Here is a 21,463-nt window from a genome sequence, read left to right as displayed (position 1 = left end):
GGCCGGCACCATGTTCATACTCCGACTCCCATGTGCTCAGCCAACTCCGCTATCGGCGGAGGCGGCGCACCACGTGTGCGACGCAGCACGTCCGACATCACCTCGTGGGCGATCGGCCGGCAGCGGATCTCCGAGGGCGCGAGCCGGTCGCCGCGCAGCAGCATCTCGCCGGCGTTGGCCACGTCGCCGATCTGGGCGAAGCCCCGGGCGATGTCGAGCAGGTGGTGCGCCCGGCGTTCGGGCAGCAGCGCGTTGAACGCGGGCTCCGGAAGGCGCTGGTGGATCTCCACCGCCCGGCCGCCGTCGCCCAGTTCGACCGCGGCGGCGGCGCGGTGCAGCTCCAGGTTGGTCGGGCCGAACGAGGTCCAGTAGTGGTTCTGGTCGCTGCCGAGCAGGGTGGCCGCCTCGTGGGCGCCGTTGAGCAGGTCGTCGACGGTGGCGGAGTCGCCGATCCGGGCGGCCGCCATCGCGCCCTGGAGCAGCAGCATGCCGTAGACGGAGAGCCGGTCCGGGGAGGCGTCGTTGCTCCCGCCCGGGGCGAGCCGGTTGGCGATGGTGACGTTCAGCTCCAGCGCGGGCCGGGCCCGGCCCATGGCGACAAGGGCGTTGCAGACCCGGGTGGTGGCGACGCCGGCCAGCAGCTGGTCGTCGGCCCGCTGGGAGACCGCCATCGACCGGTCGGCGGCCAGCCAGGCCAGCTCGCACTCGCCCAGCTTGCGCAGCACCGAGGAGGCGATCTGGTAGACCTGCCCGAGCAGGTGGGCCGCTTCGCACGCCTGGTCACCGCGGTAGCCCGCGTCGGCCGCCTGGGCGTCGCGCAGCAGCTTCGGCAGCGCCCGGGTCAGCATCCCGTAGCGGCCGTACTGGTAGGTGAGCCAGGCGTGGTTGACGGCCTTGCGCATGTCGGTCAGCGGCGGCGGGTACGGCGCGGCGTCGAAGTAGGCGCTCATCGAGTCGTACCGCTCCAGGGCGGCCCGGATCTCCTGAACCTCGATCTGGTCGATGCAGTTGAGCGCGTCGGTACGCCGCTCCGGGTCCTTGCCGAGCAGCAGCTGCACGTCGACCTGGAGGATGTCGGCGATCTCGTAGAGGACGGAGAACTTGTCGAGCCGGCGTACCCCGCGTTCGACCTTGTCGACCCAGCTCTTGGACTTGCCCAGCCGGTCGGCGAAGACCTGTTGCGACATCTTGCGCCGGCCTCGCCAGTAGGCAACCCGCCGGCCTATGGGCAGCTCGTCCATCCTCTTGCTCCTCCCCCTCGTCGCCCGTCCGGCGGATCTCCGGACGGCCCCCCGCGGGTGCGGCGCTCCATCCGTCTCAGGTTTTCGCTGGTCGCACAGGTTGTACGTCGGCCATACGGCCAGTCCTCGTAGCTTTCGTGCAAGTTGCACGGGGCCGTTCGACAGCTCAACGATCGTGGGTTACGGCAGTGACGGTGCTCGACACGTTGCCTGACGGGGTGTCCGGTCGGGCGAGGGGAGATCACGGATTATGTGGGGGAACGTCGGACCTCGGGTCGCCCAGCTGTCGCCGATCGAGCGGGTCCGGCTGCGCCGGATCGCCGTCCGGTACGCCATGCACGGCTGGGAGGTCACCCCGGGCGCCTGCCTGGCGCGCAGCCGCTTCGTCTGCGGTCGGGCCGGCTGCCCCACCGTCGGCTGCCACCCCGCCCTGGAGGACTGGGAGCACGCGGCCAGCGCCGACCCGGCCCGGGTGGCCACCTGGTGGCACAGCCGGCCGCACGCGGTGCTGCTGCCCACCGGGCGGGCCTTCGACGTGCTGGAGGTGCCGGCCCACCTCGGTCGGCGGGTACTCGACAAGCTCCCGACCCACCCGGCCGGCCCCGCGGTCCGGGGCCCGGTGCTGGTGACTCCGACCGGGCGCTGGATGTTCCTGGTCCGCCCCGGCGATCCACTGCGGCCGGAGCTGGAGCACTGCTTCCACGTGGTGCGCCACGGGCCCGGCTCGTGGATCGCCGCGCCGCCGACCCGGCTGCCGGAGGGTCCGGTGCGCTGGGCGGTCGCCCCGGAGCAGGCGCGCTGGCAGCTACCCGACTCGTACCTGCTGCAGAACAGCGTGGTCGACGCGCTGCGGGCCACCGGGGTGACGCTCCCTCCGGAGCTGCTCCCCGGCCAGCTCCCGCTCCCCCGACGGGGTCACTGACCCGCGAATCGGTGAACGGCAGCGTCCCCGCCGGTGCCGGGGTCGTTGAACCGGTGACGGCGCGGACGCGCCGGGAGCAGGGGTACGTGATGGCCAGGGACGACGCGACGGGGCCCGCCGGCGGCGCCGAGCCGCCGCCGCACCACCGGCGGCCGTACCGCCGGTCGGGCACGCGCCCGGGCGGCTCCCGGCCGGAACGCGCCCGCCCCGCCGGCTCCCATCCGGCCGGCAGCCGCCGCCCGGCCCGCTGAGCCGGCCCGCTGAGCCGGCCCGCTGAGCCGGCCCGCTGAGCCGGCCCGCCGCCCGGCCCGCTGAGCCGGGCCGGTCAGTCGGCCAGCGGGAGGCGGGTGGAGTGCAGCAGGCGGCCGTCGTCGGTGACGGCCGCGTGCAGGTGGTCGGGGAGGCGGTCCAGCCAGCCGACGCCGGCCTCGCCCATGGCCACCGCCGCGGTGGCGTACGCGTCGGCGACGCCCAGGTCCCCGCCGACCACGGTGACCGAGCGCAGGCCCCGGGCCGGCTCGCCCCGGCGCGGGTCCCGCACGTGCTGGCCCCGGTGCTGCACGCCCGAGGTGGCGACGGCCAGGTCGCTGCCGGCGAGGACCAGACAGGTGGCCATCGGGTTCCACGGGTGGGCGACGCCGATCCGCCACGGCTCCCGGGTCGGCGACAGTCCCCGGACCACCACGTCACCCCCGGCGTTCAGGCAGTGGTTGACCGCCCCGGCGGCGACCAGCCGGTCCGAGGCGACCTGCGCCGACCAGCCCTTGACGTACCCGGACGGGTCGAGCCGGCCGGTGGCGTACGCGTCGAAGTAGCCGTCGGTGGCGGCCCACAGGTCCGCGCAGCGCTCCAGCACCGCCCGCAGGTCCGCCGACGCGTCGGCCAGCCGCAGCTCGCCCCGGTCCAGCCGGCACACCTCGCTGTCGTCCCGGTAGGTGCTGAACCGGGCGTCGACCTCGCGCAGCCAGCCGAACGCCTCCTCGGCGAGGTCGTGCAGGGTCGCGGCGGGTAGGTCGTCGGCCAGGTCGAGGCTGATCGCCGTACCCATGACGTGCTCGACCCGGCGCAGACCGGGACGGACCGGCGAGACCGGCACCTCAGCCGGCCCGGTCGATCGCCGCCTGGAGCGACAGCTGGTACGCGTTGCTGGTGGCGGTGGCGTCGCTGACCGTGTTCAGGTCGGCGCTCTGCTGCTGCACCACCTCGCCGCTGGTGCCGCTGTAGGTGCGCTGCACGTCGTCGCTGCGCTGGCCCGACTGCCCGCTCTGCGGCAGGCCGATCCCGGTGGCGTTGACGATCCTGCTGCCGGAGAGGGTGATCTGCACCGACAGGGAACCGTACTCGTAGGTGACGGTCGGGCCGCTCACCGTGCGCGGCGTCGGCTTCGGCGCGGCGGTGGTGGTCTGCGGCGCGGCGGGGGCACCGGTGCCGGTGGTGGACCGCGGGGTGCGGGACGCGCCGGAGGTGGGGCGCGCCGCCGGGGCGCGTCCGGAGGCGGAGGGGCGCGGCGTCGGGCGGACCCCGCCGGCCGCGCCCGGGTCACCGGCCGCGGGGGCGACGGACGCCTGGTCGGCGGGGAGGTCCTGGGCGACCTGGCTGGCGCCCGGGGAGCCCTTGAGCACCACCAGCGCGCTGGTGCTGGCGGCCAGGCCGGTGATCGCGAGGATCGCGCGACGCATGTCGGGTGCCTCTCTACAGCTCGAACGTGGCGAGGTGGATCTGCCGGCGCGGCACGCCGGCGGCGCGCAGCACCCGCACCGACTCCTCGACCAGTCCGGACGGGCCGCAGAGGTAGACGTCGCGGCGGGCCACGTCGGGCACCAGCCGGCGCAGCCCCTCCGGGTTCATCACCTGCCGGGGGCCGGCGTCGTCGCGGGAGCCGATGACGTACCAGACGGAGACCTGGCGGGCCTGGGCGAGCCAGTCCAGCTCGTGGTGCAGCAGCACGTCGGCCGGGGTGCGGGCGCGGTAGATCAGCGCGGTGCCGGGCGGCAACTCCTCCAGCATCGCCCGCAGCGGGGCGATGCCGCTGCCGCCGGCGATCAGCAGGGCCCGCTCGCGGGTGCGGTGCGCGGCGGTGAAGGTACCGGACGGTCCCTCCGCCCAGACCCGGGTGCCCGGGTCGAGGTCGCGCAGGTCGGCGGTGTGCGCGCCGACCACCTTGACGGTCAGCCGCAGCCAGCGGCCGTTGGCCGCGGCGGAGAGCGAGAACGGGTGCGACTGCCACCAGCAGCCGCGGGTGAGGAACCGCCAGCGGAAGTACTGTCCGCCGAGCATGTCGATCTGGTTGAGCCGCGCGCCGGTGAGGTAGATCGAGATGGTGTCCGGGGTCTCGGCGACCACGTCGGCCACCTGGAGCCGGTGGCGCAGGTTGAAGCGCAGCGGGGCGACCAGCCGTCCCCAGACCAGGGCGGCGACCACCAGCAGGTAGGCGGCGATCCAGCCGGTGCGCACCGGCCCGGGCTCGAAGAGCTGAGCGCCGTTGCTGAACTGGTGGCCGAAGCCGAGCAGCAGGGCCGCGTAGCTGGTCAGGTGCAGGTGGTACCAGAGCTCGTAGGGCAGCAGGGTGCGGATCGCCCGGACGCCGGTGAGGCCGACCAGCACCATGATGCCGGCGGCGGCGAACGCGGAGAGCATGTCCTCGTAGTCGCGCAGCAGCACGCCCACCTCGCCCACCACCGACTGCTCGTCGGCCTCGGCGTAGGCCACCAGCAGCAGCGACATGTGGGCGAGCACCGCGACCAGCAGGGTGGCGCCGACGTCCCGGTGCTGCCGGGAGATCCGCTCGCCGCCGAGCCAGCGTTCCAGCACGCCGAGGCGGCTCATCATCAGCACCTGCACCAGCAGCAGGTAGCCGGCGACCAGGCCGGTGATCCGCCCGGCGGCGGTGAGCACGTCGCCGGTGTCGGCCAGCGCGCCGGCCGGGGTGTCCAGCCACCAGGGCAGCACGCTGGCCACCAGGCCGAGCCAGAACAGCGCGGACACCGCCCGTCGGCCGCCGGGCCCGCGCCGCGGCGGCGCCGGAGGTACGGGGGCGGCCGAACGGCCGCCGTGCCGGGACGAGCTCCCGGTACGGCGGCCGCCGGCGTACGTGTCCTGGTACGTCACGCGTACAGCTTCATGGGGGTGTATTTCTGCCTCGGGAAGATCTTGTCCACCTCGGCGTTGGTCAGGCCGAACCGCCCCTGCGCCACGCTTCCGTAGACGTTGAACATGTTGTTGTACTCGGGTACGTCGCCGCTGTCCAGATCGTTCAACCCGTTCCAGGTGCCCAGCAGCGAGCCGGCGAGCTTGCGCCCGGAGAGCAGGGTGACCACCCCGCCGTGGCCGTGGTCGGTGCCGCCGCTGTTGGAGGCGACCCGGCGGCCGAACTCACTGGACACCATGACGGTGACGTCGGCGGCCCGGTCACCGAGGTCGGTGAAGAACGCGGCCATCGCCGTGGCCAGCTCGTTGAGCCGCCGGTGCAGCTGGCCACCGTCGCGGGTGCCCTGGTTCTCGTGGGTGTCGTAGCCACCCATGCCGACGGTGGCCACCCGGACGTTCGCCCCGCCCTTGATCAGCTGGGCGAGCTGCTGGAACGCGGACCCGACGCCCTCGTATTTCACCCCGACCGCCGGCTGGTACGGCTTGGCCGCCAGCCGCTGCGCCGTGGCCAGCGCGCCCATGCCGTCGAGCACCGCCTCCTGGACGGGGTGGTTGATCCCGGTGAACAAACCCCGGATCGCCTTCTCGGTGGCCGCCCGGTACTTCTCGTCGCCGTTGAGCCGCAGCGAGCCGACATTGTTGATCGACAGCGCGCCGTTGGTGCCCACCAGCGACCGGGGCAGCGTGCTGCCGATGCCGACGCTGCGGAACGCGGTGCCCTTGCCCAGGGCGTCGACCAGGCTGTCCAGCCAGCCCCGGCCGCCGGTCTCGTTGGGCAGGCCGCCCAGGTTGCAGGCGTCCGCGGCCTGGAAGTGGCTGCGGGACAGCCGCTCGTCGGAGACCGCCGGGATGAAGCCGAGCTGGCCGGCCTTGAGCCACTGCTCCAGCGGCTGGAACGCGCTGGTCAGCTTGAAGCCGCGGCCCAGGGCCAGCGAGTCGTTGCCGAGCAGCAGGTCGGGCCGGGCCCTGGCCAGCACCGGGTCGTTGTCCGGCGCGACCAGGCTGAGCCCGTCCAGCCCGCCGTAGAGGAAGACGTGGATCAGGGTGCCGGTCCTGGTGGCCGCGAACGACGCCGAGGTGGTGACGAACTGCGCGGTGGCCAGCGCGGTGGCGGCGGCGGCACCGGCGACGAAGGTCCGCCGGGTCACCCCCCGCCCGTCCTGCTGGGCCTCCTCCAGGTCCTCCAGCCGGCGGTAGCGGTCGGCCTCGGCGGCGCTCTCGGCGGCGACGATGTCCGCCTCGGCGCGCAGCAGCGCCTCGGCCGGGTGGTCGGCCAGCCGCCGCACGTCGGGGCATTCGGGGTGCAGGGGGAACGAGTGCACAGTCTTCTCCATCGGGTGCCTCACCGGAGGTGGTGCTGGGGGGAAGCGAGGATCGCCCGCGCGACGGCGGTGACGGCCCCGTTGAACGTCGCGTCGACCTTGGCGCCGGCCGGCACGCCGGCGACACCGAGGATCAGCGCCTTCTCCTTGGCGCTCAGCTTCTGGTGCACCAGCCGCTGGGCGAGCGCGTCCACGTACGCCCCGGCGGTCGCCGGCGGCTTCGCCACCAGGTTCTCCGCGCCGGTGTAGGTGAACTCGGTGCGGTAGCCGTTGAGCAGGTCGGCGGCCTCGTTCCAGCCGTTGACCATGGTGCCGGCCGAGGTCCAGGCGACGTAGACGTCCGGGTAGCCGTCCGGCGTGGGCTGGCCCATCGGGTACTGGCCGAGCTCGCGCAGCTTGTCGTGGACCTGGCGCAGCCCGCGGGCGAACGCCGGGCGCCCGCCGTCGGACTTGAAGCCCCGCGACGCCTCCGGCCGGACGTTGAGGGTCCGGTAGGTGGCGATCAGGTACTCCATCGGCCGACGCACCTTCTGCCCCACCGCCGCCCAGAACTCCGAGGAGCTGAAGAGCGTCATCAGCAGCGGCTTCACCATGCCCTTGTTGACCGTGTACGTCTTGGCCAACCGGTCCACCAGGGACTTCGGCGGGGTGTCCGAGACGAACCGGGTGGCGAGGCTGCGCGCCACGTACTGGGCGGTCGACGGGTGCAGCGCGAGGTAGCGGAGGTACGAGTCGATGACCGCGTCGGCCTTCTTCGGGTCCGCCGAGGCGTTGGCGTGGCTGAAGCCGAGGATCTTGACCTTGCCGAGGTAGTGCTGGTCGGCGCGGAAGACGTACCTGCCGTCCTGGACGCCGCGGCCGGTCTGGAGCATGGCCGCCTGCCGCACGTCCTTCTCGGTGTAGCCGCCGTCGACGCCGACCGAGTACAGCTCGAGGTTCTCCCGGGCCAGGTTCTCGTTGATGGCGTCCTTGCGGGAGTCGTTCTGGCTCAGGTAGAGCAGCAGGGCGGGGTGCTTGTTCGCGGCGACCAGCATGTCCGGGTAGCTGCCCAGCGCGTTGGCCCGCACGACGTCCCGGTCGAACGAGTTGCGGTAGACCTCGCCGCCGTCGAAGTCGGCGGCGACGTGCAGGAAGTCGTTCCAGAAGTCGACCATCACCTCGAAGAGCTGCCGCTCGGACCAGATCTGGCGGGCGATGGTGGCGTCCACCATCTCCTTCTCCGGCTGCACACCCTTGTCGTTCAGCTGGTCGCGCTGCTCGCGCAGCTGCACCGGGCTCAGCTTGAGGCTGGGCAGCTCGGCCAGCTTCAGCTCGGCCGGGCTCGGCGCGATCTTCTCCGGGTCGAGCTGCCAGCGGATCCAGCCGTCGACGCCCATCCGGCGGATGTCGGCGAGCGTCTTGGGCGAGGCGCCGAAGGTGGCCCGGCTGGCGAGGTGCCGTACCGGGTCCTTGGCCAGCACCGTCTTCACCGTCACCGGGGTCTCCGCCGCGGCGGCGGCCGGGCCGGAGAAGGTCCGCCCGCCGGTGGGGGAGTTCTTCTTCAGCGCGGCCCCGGCCCGGGAGCCCATGTAGCTCTCGTTCTGCTCGGTGTAGGTGCGCACCGTGCTCGCCTGCTGCCCGCTGGGACGGGCGGCGGTGCCGTCGGTGACCGTGGTGCCGGTGGCGTCGCCCGCCACCCGGTCGTCGCCGCCGAAGAAGCCGCGCACCGACGAGTTCATCGCGAGGGCGGCGCCGCCGGCGACCACGGCGGCGGTGCCGCCGATCGCGGCCAGGGCGCGCCGCCGGCCGACCCGGCGGCCGGGCTCGTCGCCGTCGTCCAGTTGGGGCAGTCCGGTGCCGGCCGGCTGGTGGAACGACTGCCGGCCCAGGCCCTCCGGGCCGACCCACTGCGGGCCGCTGGGCGCCGGCTGGGTGGCGTACCCGGCGTGCGGCTGGCCGGGGTCGACCTGGCCCTGGTACTGCACGGCGTACGGCGTCGAGCGGTGGACGTGGCGGTATCCGTCCGGGGTGGGGTGTAGTCCAGGGGTCCAGCCGCGGTCTTCCCACGGTCCGCGCGGTGGCACATTCTGGTCGGCCATGCACCAATCCCGATTTCTTCAAGGCGCCGACACGCTGCGACCGGAGCGGGGCGGAGGTGCGGCGACTGTTGCCTGAGGGGGTTGCTACGGAAGGTAACCAAGGGGTCGGGGGCCTTCAAGGCGCTCACCAGCGGCTCCGGACGGCACTTAAGACACCGCTCAGCGGGCCCTCCGGCGGCCCGGTTTCCGCCCTGCCGGGCACCGATGTCCGGAGCAGGGGCGACTCGGTCCCCCAGAGCCCGGACGTAACGTTTTCGGCCCACGCGACGCTTTTAGCGGCGTTCACGGGCACAGCGAAACTTAAGGGAGGGATAAGCCCGCGCTGAGCCGTTCCTGACCCGCGTCCCCGCCACCCCGGCCGCGGCGCAAAGTGGCAGCAGCGGAAGGGCGTGAGCCGCCGCAACAGCGGGTAAGCCGCCGGACCGCTGAAGCCGTGAGGGGAAGGCATCGCCATGCTCAGCAAAGAGGATCAGCGCAGATTCGAACAGATCACCCGGCAGCTCCGGGAGAGCGACCCGAAGTTCTTCGCGAGACTCGACCATCGGGCGCGAGCCCGACGCGGGCGCTGGCTGATGATCCTGACGATCGTGCTCTGGGCGTCACTGCCGGCGATGACCGTACTGGCCGGACGCATGGCCGGGGCGATCTGCGCCGTCGTACTGACGGCCAACGCCGCCCTGATGTGGCGCTTCCGCCGCCGCTGGCTATGACCCGCCGGCCACCACGGCCCGGCACCGGCGCCACGTCGCCCGGATCGAGATCGTGGACGGTCGGCGTCCACAGCGGACGGCGACTGTCCACGATCCGCCGCGGGCAACGGGGTCAGGACCGGCCGAAGGTCCGGTACGCCCGGCGCAGCCGCTCCAGCAGACCCGGGCCGCCGATGGCGGGTGCGGGCGCGCCGAGCTGCCGCAGCAGCAGCTCGGGGCCGGTCGCCAGGGTGGGCGGCCGGTCCGGCAGCGGCACCGGCGGCAGCCAGAACCGGTCCACCGCCTCGTCCAGCGGGATCGCGGGCAGCCCGGCGAGCACCCGGGCCGCCCCGGCGGCCGGGACCGGTTCCGCCCCGGGAGTCGAGCCGGCGACGGGCGCGTCGGGCGCGCCGGTGTCCGGACCGGACGGTCCCGGCGTACCGGCGGGGTCTGTCTCGCCGGCGGGATCGGTGGCGCCGGCGGGGTCGGTCGTGCCGGCGCGCAGGGCACGCAGCCGGTCCAGCAGCTCGACCCGGCCACGGCCGCGCCAGTGCAGCAGCTGGAACGGGTCCGCGTCGAACGCCTCGGCGAGCAGGTAGAAAGTCGCCGCCAGGTGCTTGCACGGCACCGCGAAGTCCGGGCAGCTGCACCGCTGGGTCAGCTCCGCCACCCCGCTCGGGAAGAGCGGGGCGCCGGCGTCGGCGAACACCTCCTCCAGCTCCGCCGGAAGGTCACCGGCGAGCAGCCGGGCGCTGAAGAAGGCCTGCGCGGCGAGGTCCCGCTCGACCCGCTCCCAGAGCGCCGCCGGGAACACCGGCAGCTCGATGCGGACCCGGTACGGCTCGGCCCGGGAGCCCTGCACGGTGGCCTCGACCCGGCCGGGCGTCACGTCGAGCCGCAGCACCTGGCCCCGGCGGGCGTACGACCGGCCGCGGGTCAGCCGGGTGCCGAGGGCGAACGACTCCAGCACCTCCAGGAAGCGCAGCGACCACCAGGAGACGCCGATCGCGCCCCGGGTGCTGCGCGCCTTCAGCCCGCCGTCGACCCGCCGGGGCGGGCCGAAGTCGGCGAACCGGCCGGCCGCACCCGGATCGCCGTCGGGCGCCGGGTCGCCGGTCGGTGGTGTGCGGTCAGGGCCGGTCACTCGACCACCGCCCCGGCCTCCAGCGTGAACAGCTCGCGCAGCTGGGCGGTGGACAGCTCGGTGACCCACTGCTCGCCGCTGCCCACCACCGAGGCGGCCAGGCTGCGCTTGTCGGCGATCATCGCGGCCACCTTCTCCTCCACCGTGCCGGCGCAGACGAACTTGCGTACCTGGACCCGGCGACGCTGACCGATCCGGAACGCCCGGTCGGTGGCCTGGTCCTCCACCGCCGGGTTCCACCACCGGTCGACGTGGACGACGTGGTTGGCGGCGGTCAGGGTCAGCCCGGTGCCGCCGGCCTTGAGCGACAGCACGAAGATCGCCGGGCCGTCCGGCGACTGGAACCGGGTCACCATCGTGTCCCGGTCCGCCTTGCCGACCCCGCCGTGCAGGAAGAGCACCTCGCGGCCGAACCGGGCCGACAGGTGCCCGCGCAGCATTCCGCCGAACTCGGCGTACTGGGTGAAGAGCAGGGCCTTCTCCCCCGCCGCGAGCACCTCGTCGAGGATCTCCTCCAGCCGTTCCAGCTTGCCGGAGCGACCGGGCAGGGCCGAGCCGTCGCGCAGCAGCTGCGCCGGGTGGTTGCAGACCTGCTTGAGTCGGGTCATGGTGGCCAGCACCAGGCCACGCCGCTCCATCCCGTCGCTGGACTCGATCTTCGCCAGCATGTCGTCCACGATGGCCCGGTAGAGCGACGCCTGCTCCGCGGTGAGGTTGCAGAGCACCTCCATCTCCAGCTTCTCCGGCAGGTCGGAGATGATCGAGGAGTCGGTCTTGAGCCGGCGCAGCACGAACGGGCCGGTCATCCGGCGCAGCCGGGCGGCGACCTCGGCGTCGGAGTGCCGCTCGATCGGCACCGCGTACGCCTTCCTGAAGCTGGCGGCCGGGCCGAGCAGCCCCGGGTTGGCGAACTGCATGATCGACCAGAGGTCGGCCAGCCGGTTCTCCACGGGCGTACCGGTGACCGCGACCCGGTGCCGCGCGGGCAGCGACCGGACCGCCTCGGCCTGCCGGGTCGAGGCGTTCTTGATCGCCTGCGCCTCGTCCACCACCACCCGGTGCCAGCCGATGGAGGCGAGCGCGACGGCGTCCCGGGCCGCCACCGAGTAGGTGGTCACCACCAGGTCGGCGGCGTGCACCGCCTCGGTGAACTCCGCGCCGCGCGCCCGGTCCGCGCCGTGGTGCACGTGCACGCGCAGCCCGGGGGTGAACTTCGCCGCTTCCCGCTGCCAGTTACCGACCAGCGACATCGGGCAGACCAGCAGGGTCGGCCCGGCCGCCGGCGGGTCCCCGGCGAGCAGGGCCAGCAGCTGCACCGTCTTGCCCAGCCCCATGTCGTCGGCGAGCACCCCGCCGAGCCCGAGCGACTGGAGGAAGGCCAGCCAGGCCAGCCCCCGCCGCTGGTACGGACGCAGGGTGCCCTTGAAGCCCGGCGGCGGGTCGAGCGGGGTGAGCCGCCGTTCGGCCTCCCCGGCGAGCAGGTCGCCCAGCGGCCCGTCGGCGGTCACCTCCAGCACCGGCAGCGCCTCGGGCCGGTCGGCCCCGGACAGGCCGAGCCGGAGCAGGTCGGCGACGGTCAGCTCGCCGGAGGACCGCAGCAGCCGCAGCCCCGCGGCGAGCCGCTTCGGGTCCAGCTCCACCCACCGGCCGCGCAGCCGCACCAGCGGGGTCTTCAGCGCGGCCAGCGCGGCCAGCTCGTCGGCGTCCAGCGTCTCGTCGCCGAGCGCCACCTCCCACCGGTAGTCGACCAGGGCGTCCAGCCCGAGCCCGCCGGCGGCGCCGGCGACGGTGCCCGGGGCGGTACGGCTCCGGGCCTGCAACCGGGCGCCGAGTCGGGTCGACGGCCGCTGCCACCAGGAGGGCAGCAGCACCCCGAAGCCGGCGGCGTGCAGCACCGGTGCGCCGTCGCGCAGGAACCGGTGCGCGCCCTCGGCGTCCAGCTCCAGTTCCTCCGGGGCCGGGGTGCGCAGCGCGGCGTCCAGCGCGGGCCAGAGCCGGCCGGCCCGGCCCAGCTCGGCCAGGAGGGTCTCCTGCGGGTCGTCGCGGCGGCCGGCGAGCGCGGGTACGGTCTCCGGCGCGCGCCAGACCTGGGCGGCGTCGACGTGCAGGCTCGGCTCGTCGGCGGCCTGGAGGCCGAACTCGACCCGCCAACGGCCGGCGGGCCGGACCACCGTGGCCGGGTCGGCCGGCACCACCACCAGCGGTTCGACGATCTCGTCGGCCGGCGGCTCGACCAGCCGGAAGCTGGCTCGTACCGCCCCGCCGGCGGCGTCGCGCTGCCAGTCGTCCAGCTCGGCGCGGAGGGTGGCCACCGCGGCGGGGTCGGCGGTGAACTCCCGGTCCGGCCCGGACAGCGCGGTCAGCCAGCCGGCGACCACCCCGTCGCGGCGCCCGCCCCGGGCCAGGTCGGTCTCGGCCAGCGCGACCCGGGCGGCGGCATCGGTCAGCGCGTCCAGCGCGTCGGCGACCAGCGCGCCCGGCCCCGGATCGGCCGGCCCCGCACCGCCCGACGCGGCGGACCGGGCGGCCGGGGGCAGGGCCAGCGCGAGCGAGCGGGCCCAGCCGGCGTCGGTGCCGGTGAGCAGTGGCCGCCAGAGCGCCCGGGCCACCGCCACCGCGCCGCCCTCGTCCGGGGCGGGCTCGGCCAGCCCGGGCAGCAGCCGCCCGCGGGACACCAGGTCGACCGCGAACTCGGCCAGCTGGGCGAGGTGGCGCAGGGTGGCGCCCGGCACCGCGCCGGCGGCGTCGAGTGCGCCCAGCAGGGTCAGCGCCTCGTCCGGGGCGTACGTCAGGACGGGCACCCGCCACCGGGCCAGGGTGACCGGGCCGCGGACCGGTTCGGCGACGGCGGTCCGCACCAGCTCGGGCGAGTCCAGCGGGGAACCGCCCCGGGTGGGCAGGGTTAGCGGCAGCGAGCCGGCCCCGGCCGGGACGTCGCCCAGCGCGGCGGCGAGCGTGGCGTGGCCGGTGGCGAACGGGTGGGCGCGCTCGCGCGGGGCCCGGCCGGGCCGGCGCGGCGCCCGGGCCGGCGCGGCGCTGTCCTCCGCCCAGACGGCGAGACCGACGCCGACCAGCCACAACCCGTGGATGACCAGCACAGCTCCCCCTCGTCGACGCCCGGCCCAAGGATAGGCGGCGGCCACCGGCTAGCGTCGGCGCCATGTTCGACCTGCTCGTGGTCGGCGGCCTGGGGGTGGATCTGCGGGTACGCGTGCCCGCGATCCCGCCCCCCGCCGCCGACTCGCTCATCGTCCCGCCGATCGAGGCCCGGATCGGCAACACCGGCGCCGGGGTGGCGCTGGCCGCGCACGCGCTCGGGCTGCGGGTCGCCCTGGTGGACGTGCTCGGCACCGATCCCGCCGGCCAGGTGGCGCGCGCGGCGCTCGCCCGGACCTCGGTGCACACGGTGCTGGTCGACAACCCGGGCGGCACCCGGCAGTCGGTGAACCTGGTCGACCCGGCCGGGCGGCGGATGTCGCTGTACGACCCGTCCCCGTGGACCGGCGCGGCGGCGCCGTTCACCGACGACGAGCTGGCGAAGCTGGTGCGCGACGCCGCCCACGTGCACGTCTCGATCATGGACTGGGCCCGGGACCGGCTGCCGGTGCTGCGCGCCGCGCTGCCCGACGGGGTGCCGCTCTCCACCGACCTGCACGACTGGGACGGGCAGAACCCCTACCACCGTCCGTTCGCCGAGGCCGCCGACCTGGTCCTCGTCAGCGGCGTCCGGCTGGACGACCGGGCCCCGGCGGTGGCCGCCGGGCTGGCGCCGCGCACGGTGGTGGTGACCCGGGGCGCGGACGGTGCCGACCTGCACCCGGGTGGCGGCGCGCCGGTGCGGGTGCCGGCCACCGTGCCGGCCGCGCCGGTGGTGGACACCAACGGGGCCGGGGACGCCTTCGCCGCCGGGCTGGTCGCCGGCCGGCTGCGCGGCGCGGCGCTGCCCGACGCGGCGGCCTACGCGGCGGCGGTGGCCGCCGCGGCCTGCACCCACGACGGGATGGAGTATCCGCCGGGGCTGCTGCCGCGCGGCTGACTCAGAGCACGCCGGTCTCGCCGTCGGTCAGCTCGCGGAGGATGTCGGCGTGGCCGGCGTGCCGGGCCGTTTCCTCGATCATGTGCACCAGGATCCAGCGCAGCGACACCTCGCCGAGCTGGGGGTGCGGCACGACGTGTTCCAGCGGGAACCGGGCCGCCACCTCCCGGGACCGGGCGCACGCCCGCTCGTACGCCGAGACGAGCGCGTCGAGGGTCTCCCCCTCGTCCACGGCGAAGCTGGCCGCCGCGTCCTCCTCTCCGGTCGGGAAGACCTCCCCCGGGGCCGGGTCGAGCAGGATCGGAAACCAGTTCCGCTCGATCAGCGTCAGGTGTCTGAGCAGGCCGGCCAGGGTGGTCGCGGAGGGCACCAGCCGGCGGCGGGCGTCGGCGTCGGCCAGGCCGCGCACCTTGCGCAGCACGATGCCCCGGTGGAAGTCGAGGAACGCGGTCAGCACGGCCCGTTCGTCGCCGGTGCGGGCGAGGACCGGCGCGAGCGTGGGGTCGATCTCGATGTCCGCCATCCCTGGACCGTAACCCCGGTCCACCCGGGCCGCTGCCCGGACAAATCCTGCGGCGCGGCGAGCGCCGGGGCAGGATGGGCCCATGGCATCAACGGTGCGGATCCCGCTGGCGGACGGTCCGGCGGACGGCGAGTCGGTCGTCGTCGAGCTGGACAGCAACAACCGTCCGCCGCTGACCCATCACCACCTCGGCCCCGAGGGGCTGGCCGACGCGCAGATCTACGAGCTGGAGTCCGTCGGCGACGAGTACTGCTACCGGTGGCGCGGCCCGGCGGTCTGAGCGGTCCGGGGTGGCACCGGCCGGCGGTCAGGCTTCCATCCGGGCCAGCGCCCGGGACCGCAGGCTCTCCAGCACCGCCCGGGTGACCTGCGAGGTGCCCCGGGCCTGGTCGCAGACCTCGGCGACCAGGCGGGCGGTGGCCTCCGCCCGGGACTCGCGTTCGTCCCAGAGCCGGTCGACCTCCGCGAGCAGCGGGCCCTCCACCTCCCGCTCCACGCCCCGCAGCGCCGGCACTCCGAGCCGCTGGGCCAGGTCGAAGACCTTTCCCGCGTACGGCAGGGGAAGGAACGGCGTACCCACCATCGCGGCGAAGATCAGGAAGTGCAGCCGCATGCCGACCGCCAGGTCGAAGTGCTTCATCAGGCCGAGCACCTGTCGGGGCGAGTAGTCGCCGTGCAGGACCCGGCCCCGGTCGGCGGCGATCATGTGGGACATCACGCCGTGCGAGTGCCGGATGTCGTCCCGCTCCATCGGGACGAAGAGGACGTAGGCGTCGATCCGCTGCACCAGGAAGTCGCCGATCTGGGCGATCAGCCGGTGGTACCCGTCGACGTCGAGCCGCTCGGCGGCCCGGCCGGGCTCGCGGACGCTCAGGCCGACCAGGCGCTTGCCGGCGGGCACGCCCTCCTCACGCAGCAGCCGGGCGGGGAAGTCCTCGGGTTCCAGCAGGAACGCCGGGTCGGCGGTGACGGTGATCGGATTGAGCAGGCCCGCCTCCTCCAGCACCATGCGGGACTCCTGGTCCCGCACGGTCACCTCGATGGCGTCGGCCAGGGTCTCCCGGACCATGCCGGTGTCGACCCCGTCGCTGAGCGGTCCCACCCCCACCGCGTACGTCAGCAGCGGCAGGCCCCGCTCCTGGGCGACCCGGACGACGCGCAGGTAGCGGCGGGCCTCCCGGTCGTACAGGATGCCGCCGCCGCCGAGGATCAGCAGGTCGAGCTGGGCGAGCACCTCTGCGGAGTCGACCCGGCTGACCCCCTCCCAGGGCACCGCCTCCACGTCCGGATGGGCGAGCGCCGTGTGCGACGGGTTGCGGGAGAAGACGATGATCCGGGCGTTGGGTTCCTGTTCCCGCAGGTCAGCCAGGAGACCGGTCAGGATCGCCTCGTCGCCGAGGTTGCGTCCGCCGTACGAGCCGAGCACACCGATGGTCAGGCCGGCGCCGTCCCTCATCCGCCACTCCTCCCGGGGTACGTCGCAGGCGGTTTCCCGTTGCGGCCGGTGGCATACCTCGGGCCGCAGCGGGCGGCGGGGTGTGCTCAGGCGCGGGCGACCAGCCGGGACACCAGGGCGGAGACCACCTCGTCCGGGTCGAAACCGGCGTCGATCGAGGTGGTGAGGAGGTCGAGCAGGAGCCCGTCCAGCGCGTAGTGCAGCACCGCGCTGCTGCTGGTCAACGTCGAGCTGCACGGCGGGCACGACACCGAAGCGCTGCTGCGCCGGCTGCCGCTGACCGCCGCCGTCGACCCGGCCGCGCTGACCGGCGTCTACGCCGGCCTGGCCGGCTTCTTCACCGACGGCGCCCGGCAGCCGCCCCCGCCCGGCATCCCCACCGTCCGGGCGTTCCAGCAGGCCCAGGCGGACGCCCTGCTGCCCTGGGTACGCCGCCGGCTGCGTGACGTCGGCCCGCGGATCGCCGGCCGCCGCTTCGGAAACGCCGCCGTGGCGCCATGACGTCGTGCACTACCCGGGAGGTGGCGTCAGGTGAGCGACATGGACATCCCGCCGGCGGTCAGCGCGCCGGCCCGGCGGGCGCTGATCGGAGCGGGCTGGACCCGGCTGGACCACCTGACCGCGGTCACCGAGCGGGAACTGCGGGCCCTGCACGGCATGGGACCGAAGGCGATCGGCGTACTGCGGGCGGCGCTGCGCGATCGCGGCCTGAGCCTCGCCGGCGAGCGGGCCGACACCTGACCACCTGAACGAGGCGTCCGATCACCGCCAGACCGCCCGCCCGTACGCGCCGATGCTGAGCTGCATGACGACGACACTTCTGGACGACAAGGTGGCCCTGGTGACCGGCGGTGGGCGGGGCATCGGGGCGGCGACGGCGCTGCGTCTCGCCGCAGACGGCGCCGACGTGGCGGTGACCTGGCAGCGCGACGCCGAGCGGGCGGCGACGGTGGTGAAGCAGATCGAGGCGCTCGGCCGGCGGGCGATCGCCGTGCGGGCGGACAGCGCCGACCCGGCCGCGCTGCGGGAGGCGGTGGACCGGACGGCGGACGAGCTGGGCCGGCTGGACATCCTGGTGAACAACGCCGGGGCCTTCCTGGTCGGCGCGATCGACGAGTTCACCGCCGACGACCTGGAGCGCACCATCGCGGTCAACATCCGGGCGCCGTTCGTCGCCGCCCAGGCGGCCGTGCGGCACATGACCGCCGGGGGCCGGATCATCTCGATCGGCAGCAACGTCGGCGAGCGGGCGGTCTTCCCCGGCCTGGCCGCGTACGCGATGAGCAAGACCGCGCTCACCGGGCTGACCCGGGGCCTCGCCCGCGAGCTGGGGCCACGGGGCATCACGGTGAACCTGGTCGTCCCCGGGCCGACCGACACCGACGCCAACCCCGCCGACGGACCGAACGCCGCCTCCATCCGGGCGTTCACCGCCCTGGGCCGGTACGCCTCCCCCGCCGAGATCGCGGCGATGGTCGCCCACCTGGCCGGCGACGACACCGGCTACGTCACCGGTGCGGTGATCGCCGTGGACGGCGGCTTCACCAGCTGAGCCCGGCGGGCGGGTGGCGCGGCGCCGGGCCGAGCCGGTGCCGCGGCATCCACCACAGTGCTGGAGGCGGACGGACCCACGAGCGTGATACCTCAGCGGCATATTGATACCTCTGAGGTATCACCCGCTCGGCGGGTCATCCGCGCCCATCAGCTCGGGCTCGGTGGCCCGGGGCGATGATCGGTATCGGAGACGGGACCGGGCCGGAGCGGGCCGGGTCGCTCACTGCGGTGCGCGGACCTCGTGGGTGAGGAACGGCAGGACGGCGGCGGGCAGGGCCGGTGCGGTGACGATGTCGTAGTGGGTGAGGCCGGGCAGCACGGCCAGCCGGGACGCCGGCCGGTCGGCGCCGTCCCAGCCGGCGTCCCGGTGGCCGCCGCCGAGCAGCCCGAAGAACTCCGCCATGTGGGTGACCGGGATCGAGTCGGCGTCGGCGTAGACCAGCATGGTCGGCACGGTGAGGGCGGCGACCTCGGCCGACCAGTCGTACTCGCGGCGCAGCAGCTCACCGCCCTTGGCCCAGAGCCCCGGCCAGTCCTCGGGCCGGGGCGCGATCCGCACGTACAGCTCGTGCGGGGGCGTGCCACGCATCTGCTCGCCGGTCCGCTCGTCCTGGGCGGCCATCGCGGCGAGCACCTCGGGATACCAGCCCTGCCGCCGGCACGGGGTGGAGACCAGCACCAGCCGCCGGACCAGCCCGGGATGCTGGATCGCGGTACGCAGCGCCACCCCGCCGCCGAGGGAGTAGCCGAGCACGTCGACTCCGGACAGGTCGAGGTGCCGCAGCAGGGCGGCGACGTCCTCGGCCATCGACTCGTACCGCAGTGGACGATCGACGTCGGCGGTGCGCCCGTGTCCCTGGAGGTCGACGGCGATCACCTGCCGCCGCTGCGCCAAGGCGGGCAGGATCGGAGCGAACATCTCCGCCGCGCCGTACCCGCCGTGCAGCAGCACCAGCGGCCGGCCGCGGCCGTGCGTCTCGTACCAGAGGTGCAGACCGTTGACGTCCGCGTAGCTCACCGGCGGTGCCTCCCGTTCGTCCCCGTCCCCGTGCCGCCCCATCCTGACAACGCGGTAGGACACCGCGCGGGCACCGGCACGGGATCACTGCCGGGTAGGCGGAAGACGTCGGGCTCAGCGGGCGAACGGGGAGTCGGGCAGCGGGGGCAGCGGTGGGGCGTCGCTTCCCGCGTCCACCCGATCGGTCTGCCAGCGGACCAGGGTGGGCGCGGCCCACCGACCGGCGTGCCAGGCGAGCACACCCACCGCGACGACCAGCGCACCGACGACCACGACGGCCAGCAGCCGGCGCAGGGCCGCCCGGCCGTCGACCGGGTGGCGGGGTGGCGGGTCGTGCTCCAGCTCGAACAACCACTGTGGCCAGGTCATAGCGACGCCCACACCTCCCGTGCGACGGTGGTGGCGGCGGCGACGATGGCCGGGGCGGTGACGCCGCGCGCCTCGTACCGCACGTAGACCCCGTACGTCCCCAGGCAGGACGACAGGTGGACGACGTGGCCGTCGGGCTGGTCGCCCCGATCGAAGAAGTACGTCCCGACGTCGCCGATCGGGACCGGATGGTTGGTCCGGTTGACCGGCAGGGTCAGCGCTCCGGGTCGGTCGGCGCAGCGGGGCCCCTCGCCCTCCTCGTTGCGCCCGTAGCGGGTCAGGGCGACGAACAGGCTGGCGCCCTGGGCGTTCGGGGGGCCCTCGGCCCGACAAGAGGTGCCGGACCAGCTCGGCTGAGCCTCCTCCTCGGCGGTCAACGCGCCGTGACCGGGGACGAGGATGTCGAGGACCGCCGGCCGGACGAGTCCGCAGACCGAGGGGGGGTGCGCTCGGGTCGACCGCGGCGCTGCCGTACCCGAGCTGGAATCCGGCGCTGGCCGCGATCAGCCCGCAGACGGCGGAGACCGTCAGCCAGACGACCCGGCGCGTGCTCACGACGCCAGTGTGACGCGGGCCGGCAAGGAGGAGCCGACCGTCGGGGCCGTCTTCCCGGCGCGGCAGCGGCAATCACCTGGCTCGGCAGGTCCCCGGGAGATGGCGGGGAGCTGCGCGACTGGCAGGAGGCCAACCGGGACTGGGTACGGGCCCAGTTGCTGGAGTTCATGGTGCGGCGGGGCGAGGTCGCGGTCGCCGGGCGGAAGGGCCGGGACCGGCTGTGGGACCTGGCGACGCGGGTCTACCCGGATGATCCGGTGGTGCCCGTGGACGAGGCGCGTCGCCGCCGCGACCGTCGACGGCTGCACGCGCTGGGCATCGCCCGCGCCCGCGGACCGGAGTGCCCGGTCGAGCCGCTGGACGTGGGCGATGCCGGGGAGCCCGCGGTGGTCGAGGGTGTCGCCGGCCGGTGGCGGGTCGACCCCGCCCACCTGGCCCAGCCGTTCTCGGGTCGTACGGCGTTGTTGTCGCCCTTCGACCGGCTGATCCACGACCGCAAGCGCACGAACGAGCTCTTCGAGTTCGACTACCAGTTGGAGATGTACAAGCCGGCGAGCAAGCGCCGCTGGGGATACTTCGCGCTGCCGATCCTGCACGGCGATCGGCTGGTGGGAAAGGTCGACGCCACCGTCGCCCGCACGGCCGGAGCGCTCCGGGTGGACGCGATCCACGAGGACGTCGCCTTCGACCGGGCCGTGACCGCCGCCGTCCAGGGTGAGATCAGGGATCTGGCCGACTGGCTCGAACTGGATCTCGTACTGCGGTGAGTGGTGGGCGCGGCAGGTTTCGAACCTGCGACCCCCCGCTTGTAAGGCGGGTGCTCTCCCACTGAGCTACGCGCCCGGAACGCCCCGTACGGCGGGCCGGAGGGTGGCAAGCTTACCTGCCGGCCTCCGACCCGGTCGAACGGTGTGCCCGGTTCGGGCGTCAGGCGGCGACGGCGTCCGCGAGGGCCTTGCGCCAGCCCTGCTGGTCGCGCGCCTCGCCCGGCATGTTCATCTCGGCGAACCGGACGACGCCGGCCTTGTCGATGACGAAGGTGCCCCGGTTGGCGATGCCGGCGACGTCGTTGAAGACGCCGTACGCCTGGGCGACCGCCCCGTGCGGCCAGAAGTCGGCCAGCAGCGGGAACTGGTAGCCCTCCCGCTCGGCCCAGATCTTGTGGCTGTAGACCGAGTCGACGCTGACGGTGAGCACCTGGACGTCGTCGTTGACGTACTCGTTGAGGTTGTCCCGCACCTCGCACAGCTCGCCCTGGCAGATGCCGGTGAAGGCGAGCGGGTAGAAGACCAGCAGCACGGTGCGCGTGCCCCGGAAGTCCGAGAGCCGGACCTCCTGGTTGTTCTGGTCCTTGAGCACGAAGTCCGGCGCCTCGGCGCCAACCTCGATGGGCATGCGAGCTCCTTGGG

The 21,463-nt window shown here is 74.4% G+C and carries 22 protein-coding genes, 1 tRNA gene and 1 pseudogene; 8 read left to right on the top strand and 16 right to left on the bottom strand.

The window, feature by feature from the left end; translation table 11 throughout:
- Window positions 1–14: 14 nt before the first annotated feature.
- Complete coding sequence (locus GA0074696_RS10700) at window positions 15–1,241, bottom strand: helix-turn-helix domain-containing protein (RefSeq protein ID WP_088960958.1); 1,227 nt, start codon at window positions 1,239–1,241, stop codon at window positions 15–17.
- A 250-nt stretch (window positions 1,242–1,491) separates the two neighbouring features.
- On the opposite strand from GA0074696_RS10700, the gene GA0074696_RS10695 reads away from it, so the two are divergent.
- Window positions 1,492–2,163, top strand: a complete 672-nt coding sequence (locus GA0074696_RS10695; protein WP_088960957.1) for a bifunctional DNA primase/polymerase — start codon at window positions 1,492–1,494, stop codon at window positions 2,161–2,163.
- Between the two features lie 325 nt (window positions 2,164–2,488).
- On the opposite strand, the gene GA0074696_RS10685 is transcribed toward GA0074696_RS10695, so the two are convergent.
- From GA0074696_RS10685 to GA0074696_RS10665, 5 genes are read right to left on the bottom strand one after another with little or no spacing between them, the layout of a single operon-like run.
- On the bottom strand, window positions 2,489–3,211 hold the full coding sequence (locus GA0074696_RS10685) for an FAD:protein FMN transferase (protein ID WP_088964483.1): 723 nt from the start codon (window positions 3,209–3,211) through the stop codon (window positions 2,489–2,491).
- A 49-nt stretch (window positions 3,212–3,260) separates the two neighbouring features.
- The gene (locus tag GA0074696_RS10680; RefSeq protein ID WP_088960955.1) at window positions 3,261–3,842 is read right to left on the bottom strand and encodes an FMN-binding protein; all 582 of its coding nucleotides are present in this window, start codon (window positions 3,840–3,842) and stop codon (window positions 3,261–3,263) included.
- Window positions 3,843–3,855: 13 nt separating this feature from the next.
- Entirely contained in the window at window positions 3,856–5,271 is a 1,416-nt protein-coding gene (locus tag GA0074696_RS10675; protein WP_088960954.1) for a ferredoxin reductase family protein, read from the bottom strand.
- A complete protein-coding gene (locus GA0074696_RS10670) occupies window positions 5,268–6,644 on the bottom strand; it encodes a DUF1501 domain-containing protein (RefSeq protein ID WP_088960953.1) in 1,377 nt (458 codons plus the stop codon). Before GA0074696_RS10670 ends, GA0074696_RS10675 begins: the two co-directional genes overlap by 4 nt.
- An 8-nt stretch (window positions 6,645–6,652) precedes the next feature.
- The gene (locus tag GA0074696_RS10665; RefSeq protein WP_088960952.1) at window positions 6,653–8,710 is read right to left on the bottom strand and encodes a DUF1800 domain-containing protein; all 2,058 of its coding nucleotides are present in this window, start codon (window positions 8,708–8,710) and stop codon (window positions 6,653–6,655) included.
- Window positions 8,711–9,162: 452 nt separating this feature from the next.
- Between GA0074696_RS10665 and GA0074696_RS10660 the strand changes: the two genes are divergently transcribed.
- Window positions 9,163–9,420: a DUF3040 domain-containing protein gene (locus GA0074696_RS10660; RefSeq protein ID WP_088960951.1), complete on the top strand. Its 258-nt coding sequence runs from the start codon at window positions 9,163–9,165 to the stop codon at window positions 9,418–9,420.
- A 112-nt stretch (window positions 9,421–9,532) separates the two neighbouring features.
- Here GA0074696_RS10660 and GA0074696_RS10655 read toward each other — a convergent pair whose 3' ends face one another.
- Together GA0074696_RS10655 and GA0074696_RS10650 are read right to left on the bottom strand one after the other, a co-directional pair.
- Window positions 9,533–10,543 (bottom strand): SWIM zinc finger family protein, encoded by a 1,011-nt coding sequence (locus GA0074696_RS10655; RefSeq protein WP_088960950.1) that lies wholly within the window; start codon window positions 10,541–10,543, stop codon window positions 9,533–9,535.
- Window positions 10,540–13,641, bottom strand: a complete 3,102-nt coding sequence (locus tag GA0074696_RS10650) for a DEAD/DEAH box helicase (RefSeq protein WP_088960949.1) — start codon at window positions 13,639–13,641, stop codon at window positions 10,540–10,542. Before GA0074696_RS10650 ends, GA0074696_RS10655 begins: the two co-directional genes overlap by 4 nt.
- A gap of 62 nt (window positions 13,642–13,703) precedes the next feature.
- On the opposite strand from GA0074696_RS10650, the gene GA0074696_RS10645 reads away from it, so the two are divergent.
- On the top strand, window positions 13,704–14,579 hold the full coding sequence (locus GA0074696_RS10645) for a carbohydrate kinase family protein (protein WP_088960948.1): 876 nt from the start codon (window positions 13,704–13,706) through the stop codon (window positions 14,577–14,579).
- A 1-nt stretch (window position 14,580) separates the two neighbouring features.
- Here GA0074696_RS10645 and GA0074696_RS10640 read toward each other — a convergent pair whose 3' ends face one another.
- Window positions 14,581–15,102, bottom strand: a complete 522-nt coding sequence (locus GA0074696_RS10640; protein WP_088960947.1) for a DinB family protein — start codon at window positions 15,100–15,102, stop codon at window positions 14,581–14,583.
- 82 nt (window positions 15,103–15,184) lie between these two features.
- On the opposite strand from GA0074696_RS10640, the gene GA0074696_RS10635 reads away from it, so the two are divergent.
- Window positions 15,185–15,382 (top strand): hypothetical protein, encoded by a 198-nt coding sequence (locus GA0074696_RS10635; protein ID WP_088960946.1) that lies wholly within the window; start codon window positions 15,185–15,187, stop codon window positions 15,380–15,382.
- A 27-nt stretch (window positions 15,383–15,409) separates the two neighbouring features.
- On the opposite strand, the gene GA0074696_RS10630 is transcribed toward GA0074696_RS10635, so the two are convergent.
- The gene (locus GA0074696_RS10630; protein ID WP_088960945.1) at window positions 15,410–16,558 is read right to left on the bottom strand and encodes a polysaccharide pyruvyl transferase family protein; all 1,149 of its coding nucleotides are present in this window, start codon (window positions 16,556–16,558) and stop codon (window positions 15,410–15,412) included.
- An 86-nt stretch (window positions 16,559–16,644) separates the two neighbouring features.
- A complete protein-coding gene (locus GA0074696_RS10625) occupies window positions 16,645–16,782 on the bottom strand; it encodes a hypothetical protein (RefSeq protein ID WP_231925326.1) in 138 nt (45 codons plus the stop codon).
- Window positions 16,783–16,879: 97 nt separating this feature from the next.
- Between GA0074696_RS10625 and GA0074696_RS32545 the strand changes: the two are divergent.
- From GA0074696_RS32545 to GA0074696_RS10615, 3 genes and pseudogenes are all read left to right on the top strand, one after another.
- A pseudogene (locus tag GA0074696_RS32545) lies at window positions 16,880–17,059 on the top strand (hypothetical protein); the annotation flags it as partial.
- Between the two features lie 30 nt (window positions 17,060–17,089).
- Window positions 17,090–17,299 carry a helix-hairpin-helix domain-containing protein gene (locus GA0074696_RS10620; protein ID WP_407940571.1) on the top strand — a complete coding sequence of 70 codons (210 nt, stop codon included), beginning with the start codon at window positions 17,090–17,092 and terminating at the stop codon, window positions 17,297–17,299.
- Between the two features lie 64 nt (window positions 17,300–17,363).
- On the top strand, window positions 17,364–18,110 hold the full coding sequence (locus GA0074696_RS10615) for an SDR family NAD(P)-dependent oxidoreductase (RefSeq protein WP_231925325.1): 747 nt from the start codon (window positions 17,364–17,366) through the stop codon (window positions 18,108–18,110).
- Window positions 18,111–18,332: 222 nt separating this feature from the next.
- On the opposite strand, the gene GA0074696_RS10610 is transcribed toward GA0074696_RS10615, so the two are convergent.
- The 3 genes from GA0074696_RS10610 to GA0074696_RS31730 form a co-directional block, all read right to left on the bottom strand.
- Window positions 18,333–19,130 (bottom strand): alpha/beta fold hydrolase, encoded by a 798-nt coding sequence (locus GA0074696_RS10610; protein ID WP_088964482.1) that lies wholly within the window; start codon window positions 19,128–19,130, stop codon window positions 18,333–18,335.
- Window positions 19,131–19,244: 114 nt separating this feature from the next.
- Window positions 19,245–19,499, bottom strand: coding sequence for a hypothetical protein (locus GA0074696_RS10605; protein ID WP_088960942.1), 255 nt, complete (start codon window positions 19,497–19,499; stop codon window positions 19,245–19,247).
- Window positions 19,496–19,876, bottom strand: a complete 381-nt coding sequence (locus GA0074696_RS31730; protein WP_231925324.1) for a hypothetical protein — start codon at window positions 19,874–19,876, stop codon at window positions 19,496–19,498. The genes GA0074696_RS10605 and GA0074696_RS31730 overlap by 4 nt, the downstream gene beginning before the upstream one ends.
- Window positions 19,877–19,882: 6 nt before the next feature.
- Between GA0074696_RS31730 and GA0074696_RS10600 the strand changes: the two genes are divergently transcribed.
- The gene (locus GA0074696_RS10600; RefSeq protein ID WP_231925323.1) at window positions 19,883–20,821 is read left to right on the top strand and encodes a DNA glycosylase AlkZ-like family protein; all 939 of its coding nucleotides are present in this window, start codon (window positions 19,883–19,885) and stop codon (window positions 20,819–20,821) included.
- Window position 20,822: 1 nt separating this feature from the next.
- On the opposite strand, the gene GA0074696_RS10595 is transcribed toward GA0074696_RS10600, so the two are convergent.
- Both GA0074696_RS10595 and GA0074696_RS10590 read right to left on the bottom strand, forming a co-directional pair.
- Window positions 20,823–20,897, bottom strand: a tRNA-Val gene (locus GA0074696_RS10595).
- 84 nt (window positions 20,898–20,981) lie between these two features.
- Window positions 20,982–21,449 carry a peroxiredoxin gene (locus GA0074696_RS10590; RefSeq protein ID WP_088960941.1) on the bottom strand — a complete coding sequence of 156 codons (468 nt, stop codon included), beginning with the start codon at window positions 21,447–21,449 and terminating at the stop codon, window positions 20,982–20,984.
- Window positions 21,450–21,463 lie beyond the last annotated feature (14 nt).

It is taken from the genome of Micromonospora purpureochromogenes, assembly GCF_900091515.1.
GTDB classification, from domain to species: Bacteria; Actinomycetota; Actinomycetes; order Mycobacteriales; family Micromonosporaceae; genus Micromonospora; species Micromonospora purpureochromogenes.
This window is presented reverse-complemented; position numbering and strand designations above follow the sequence as displayed.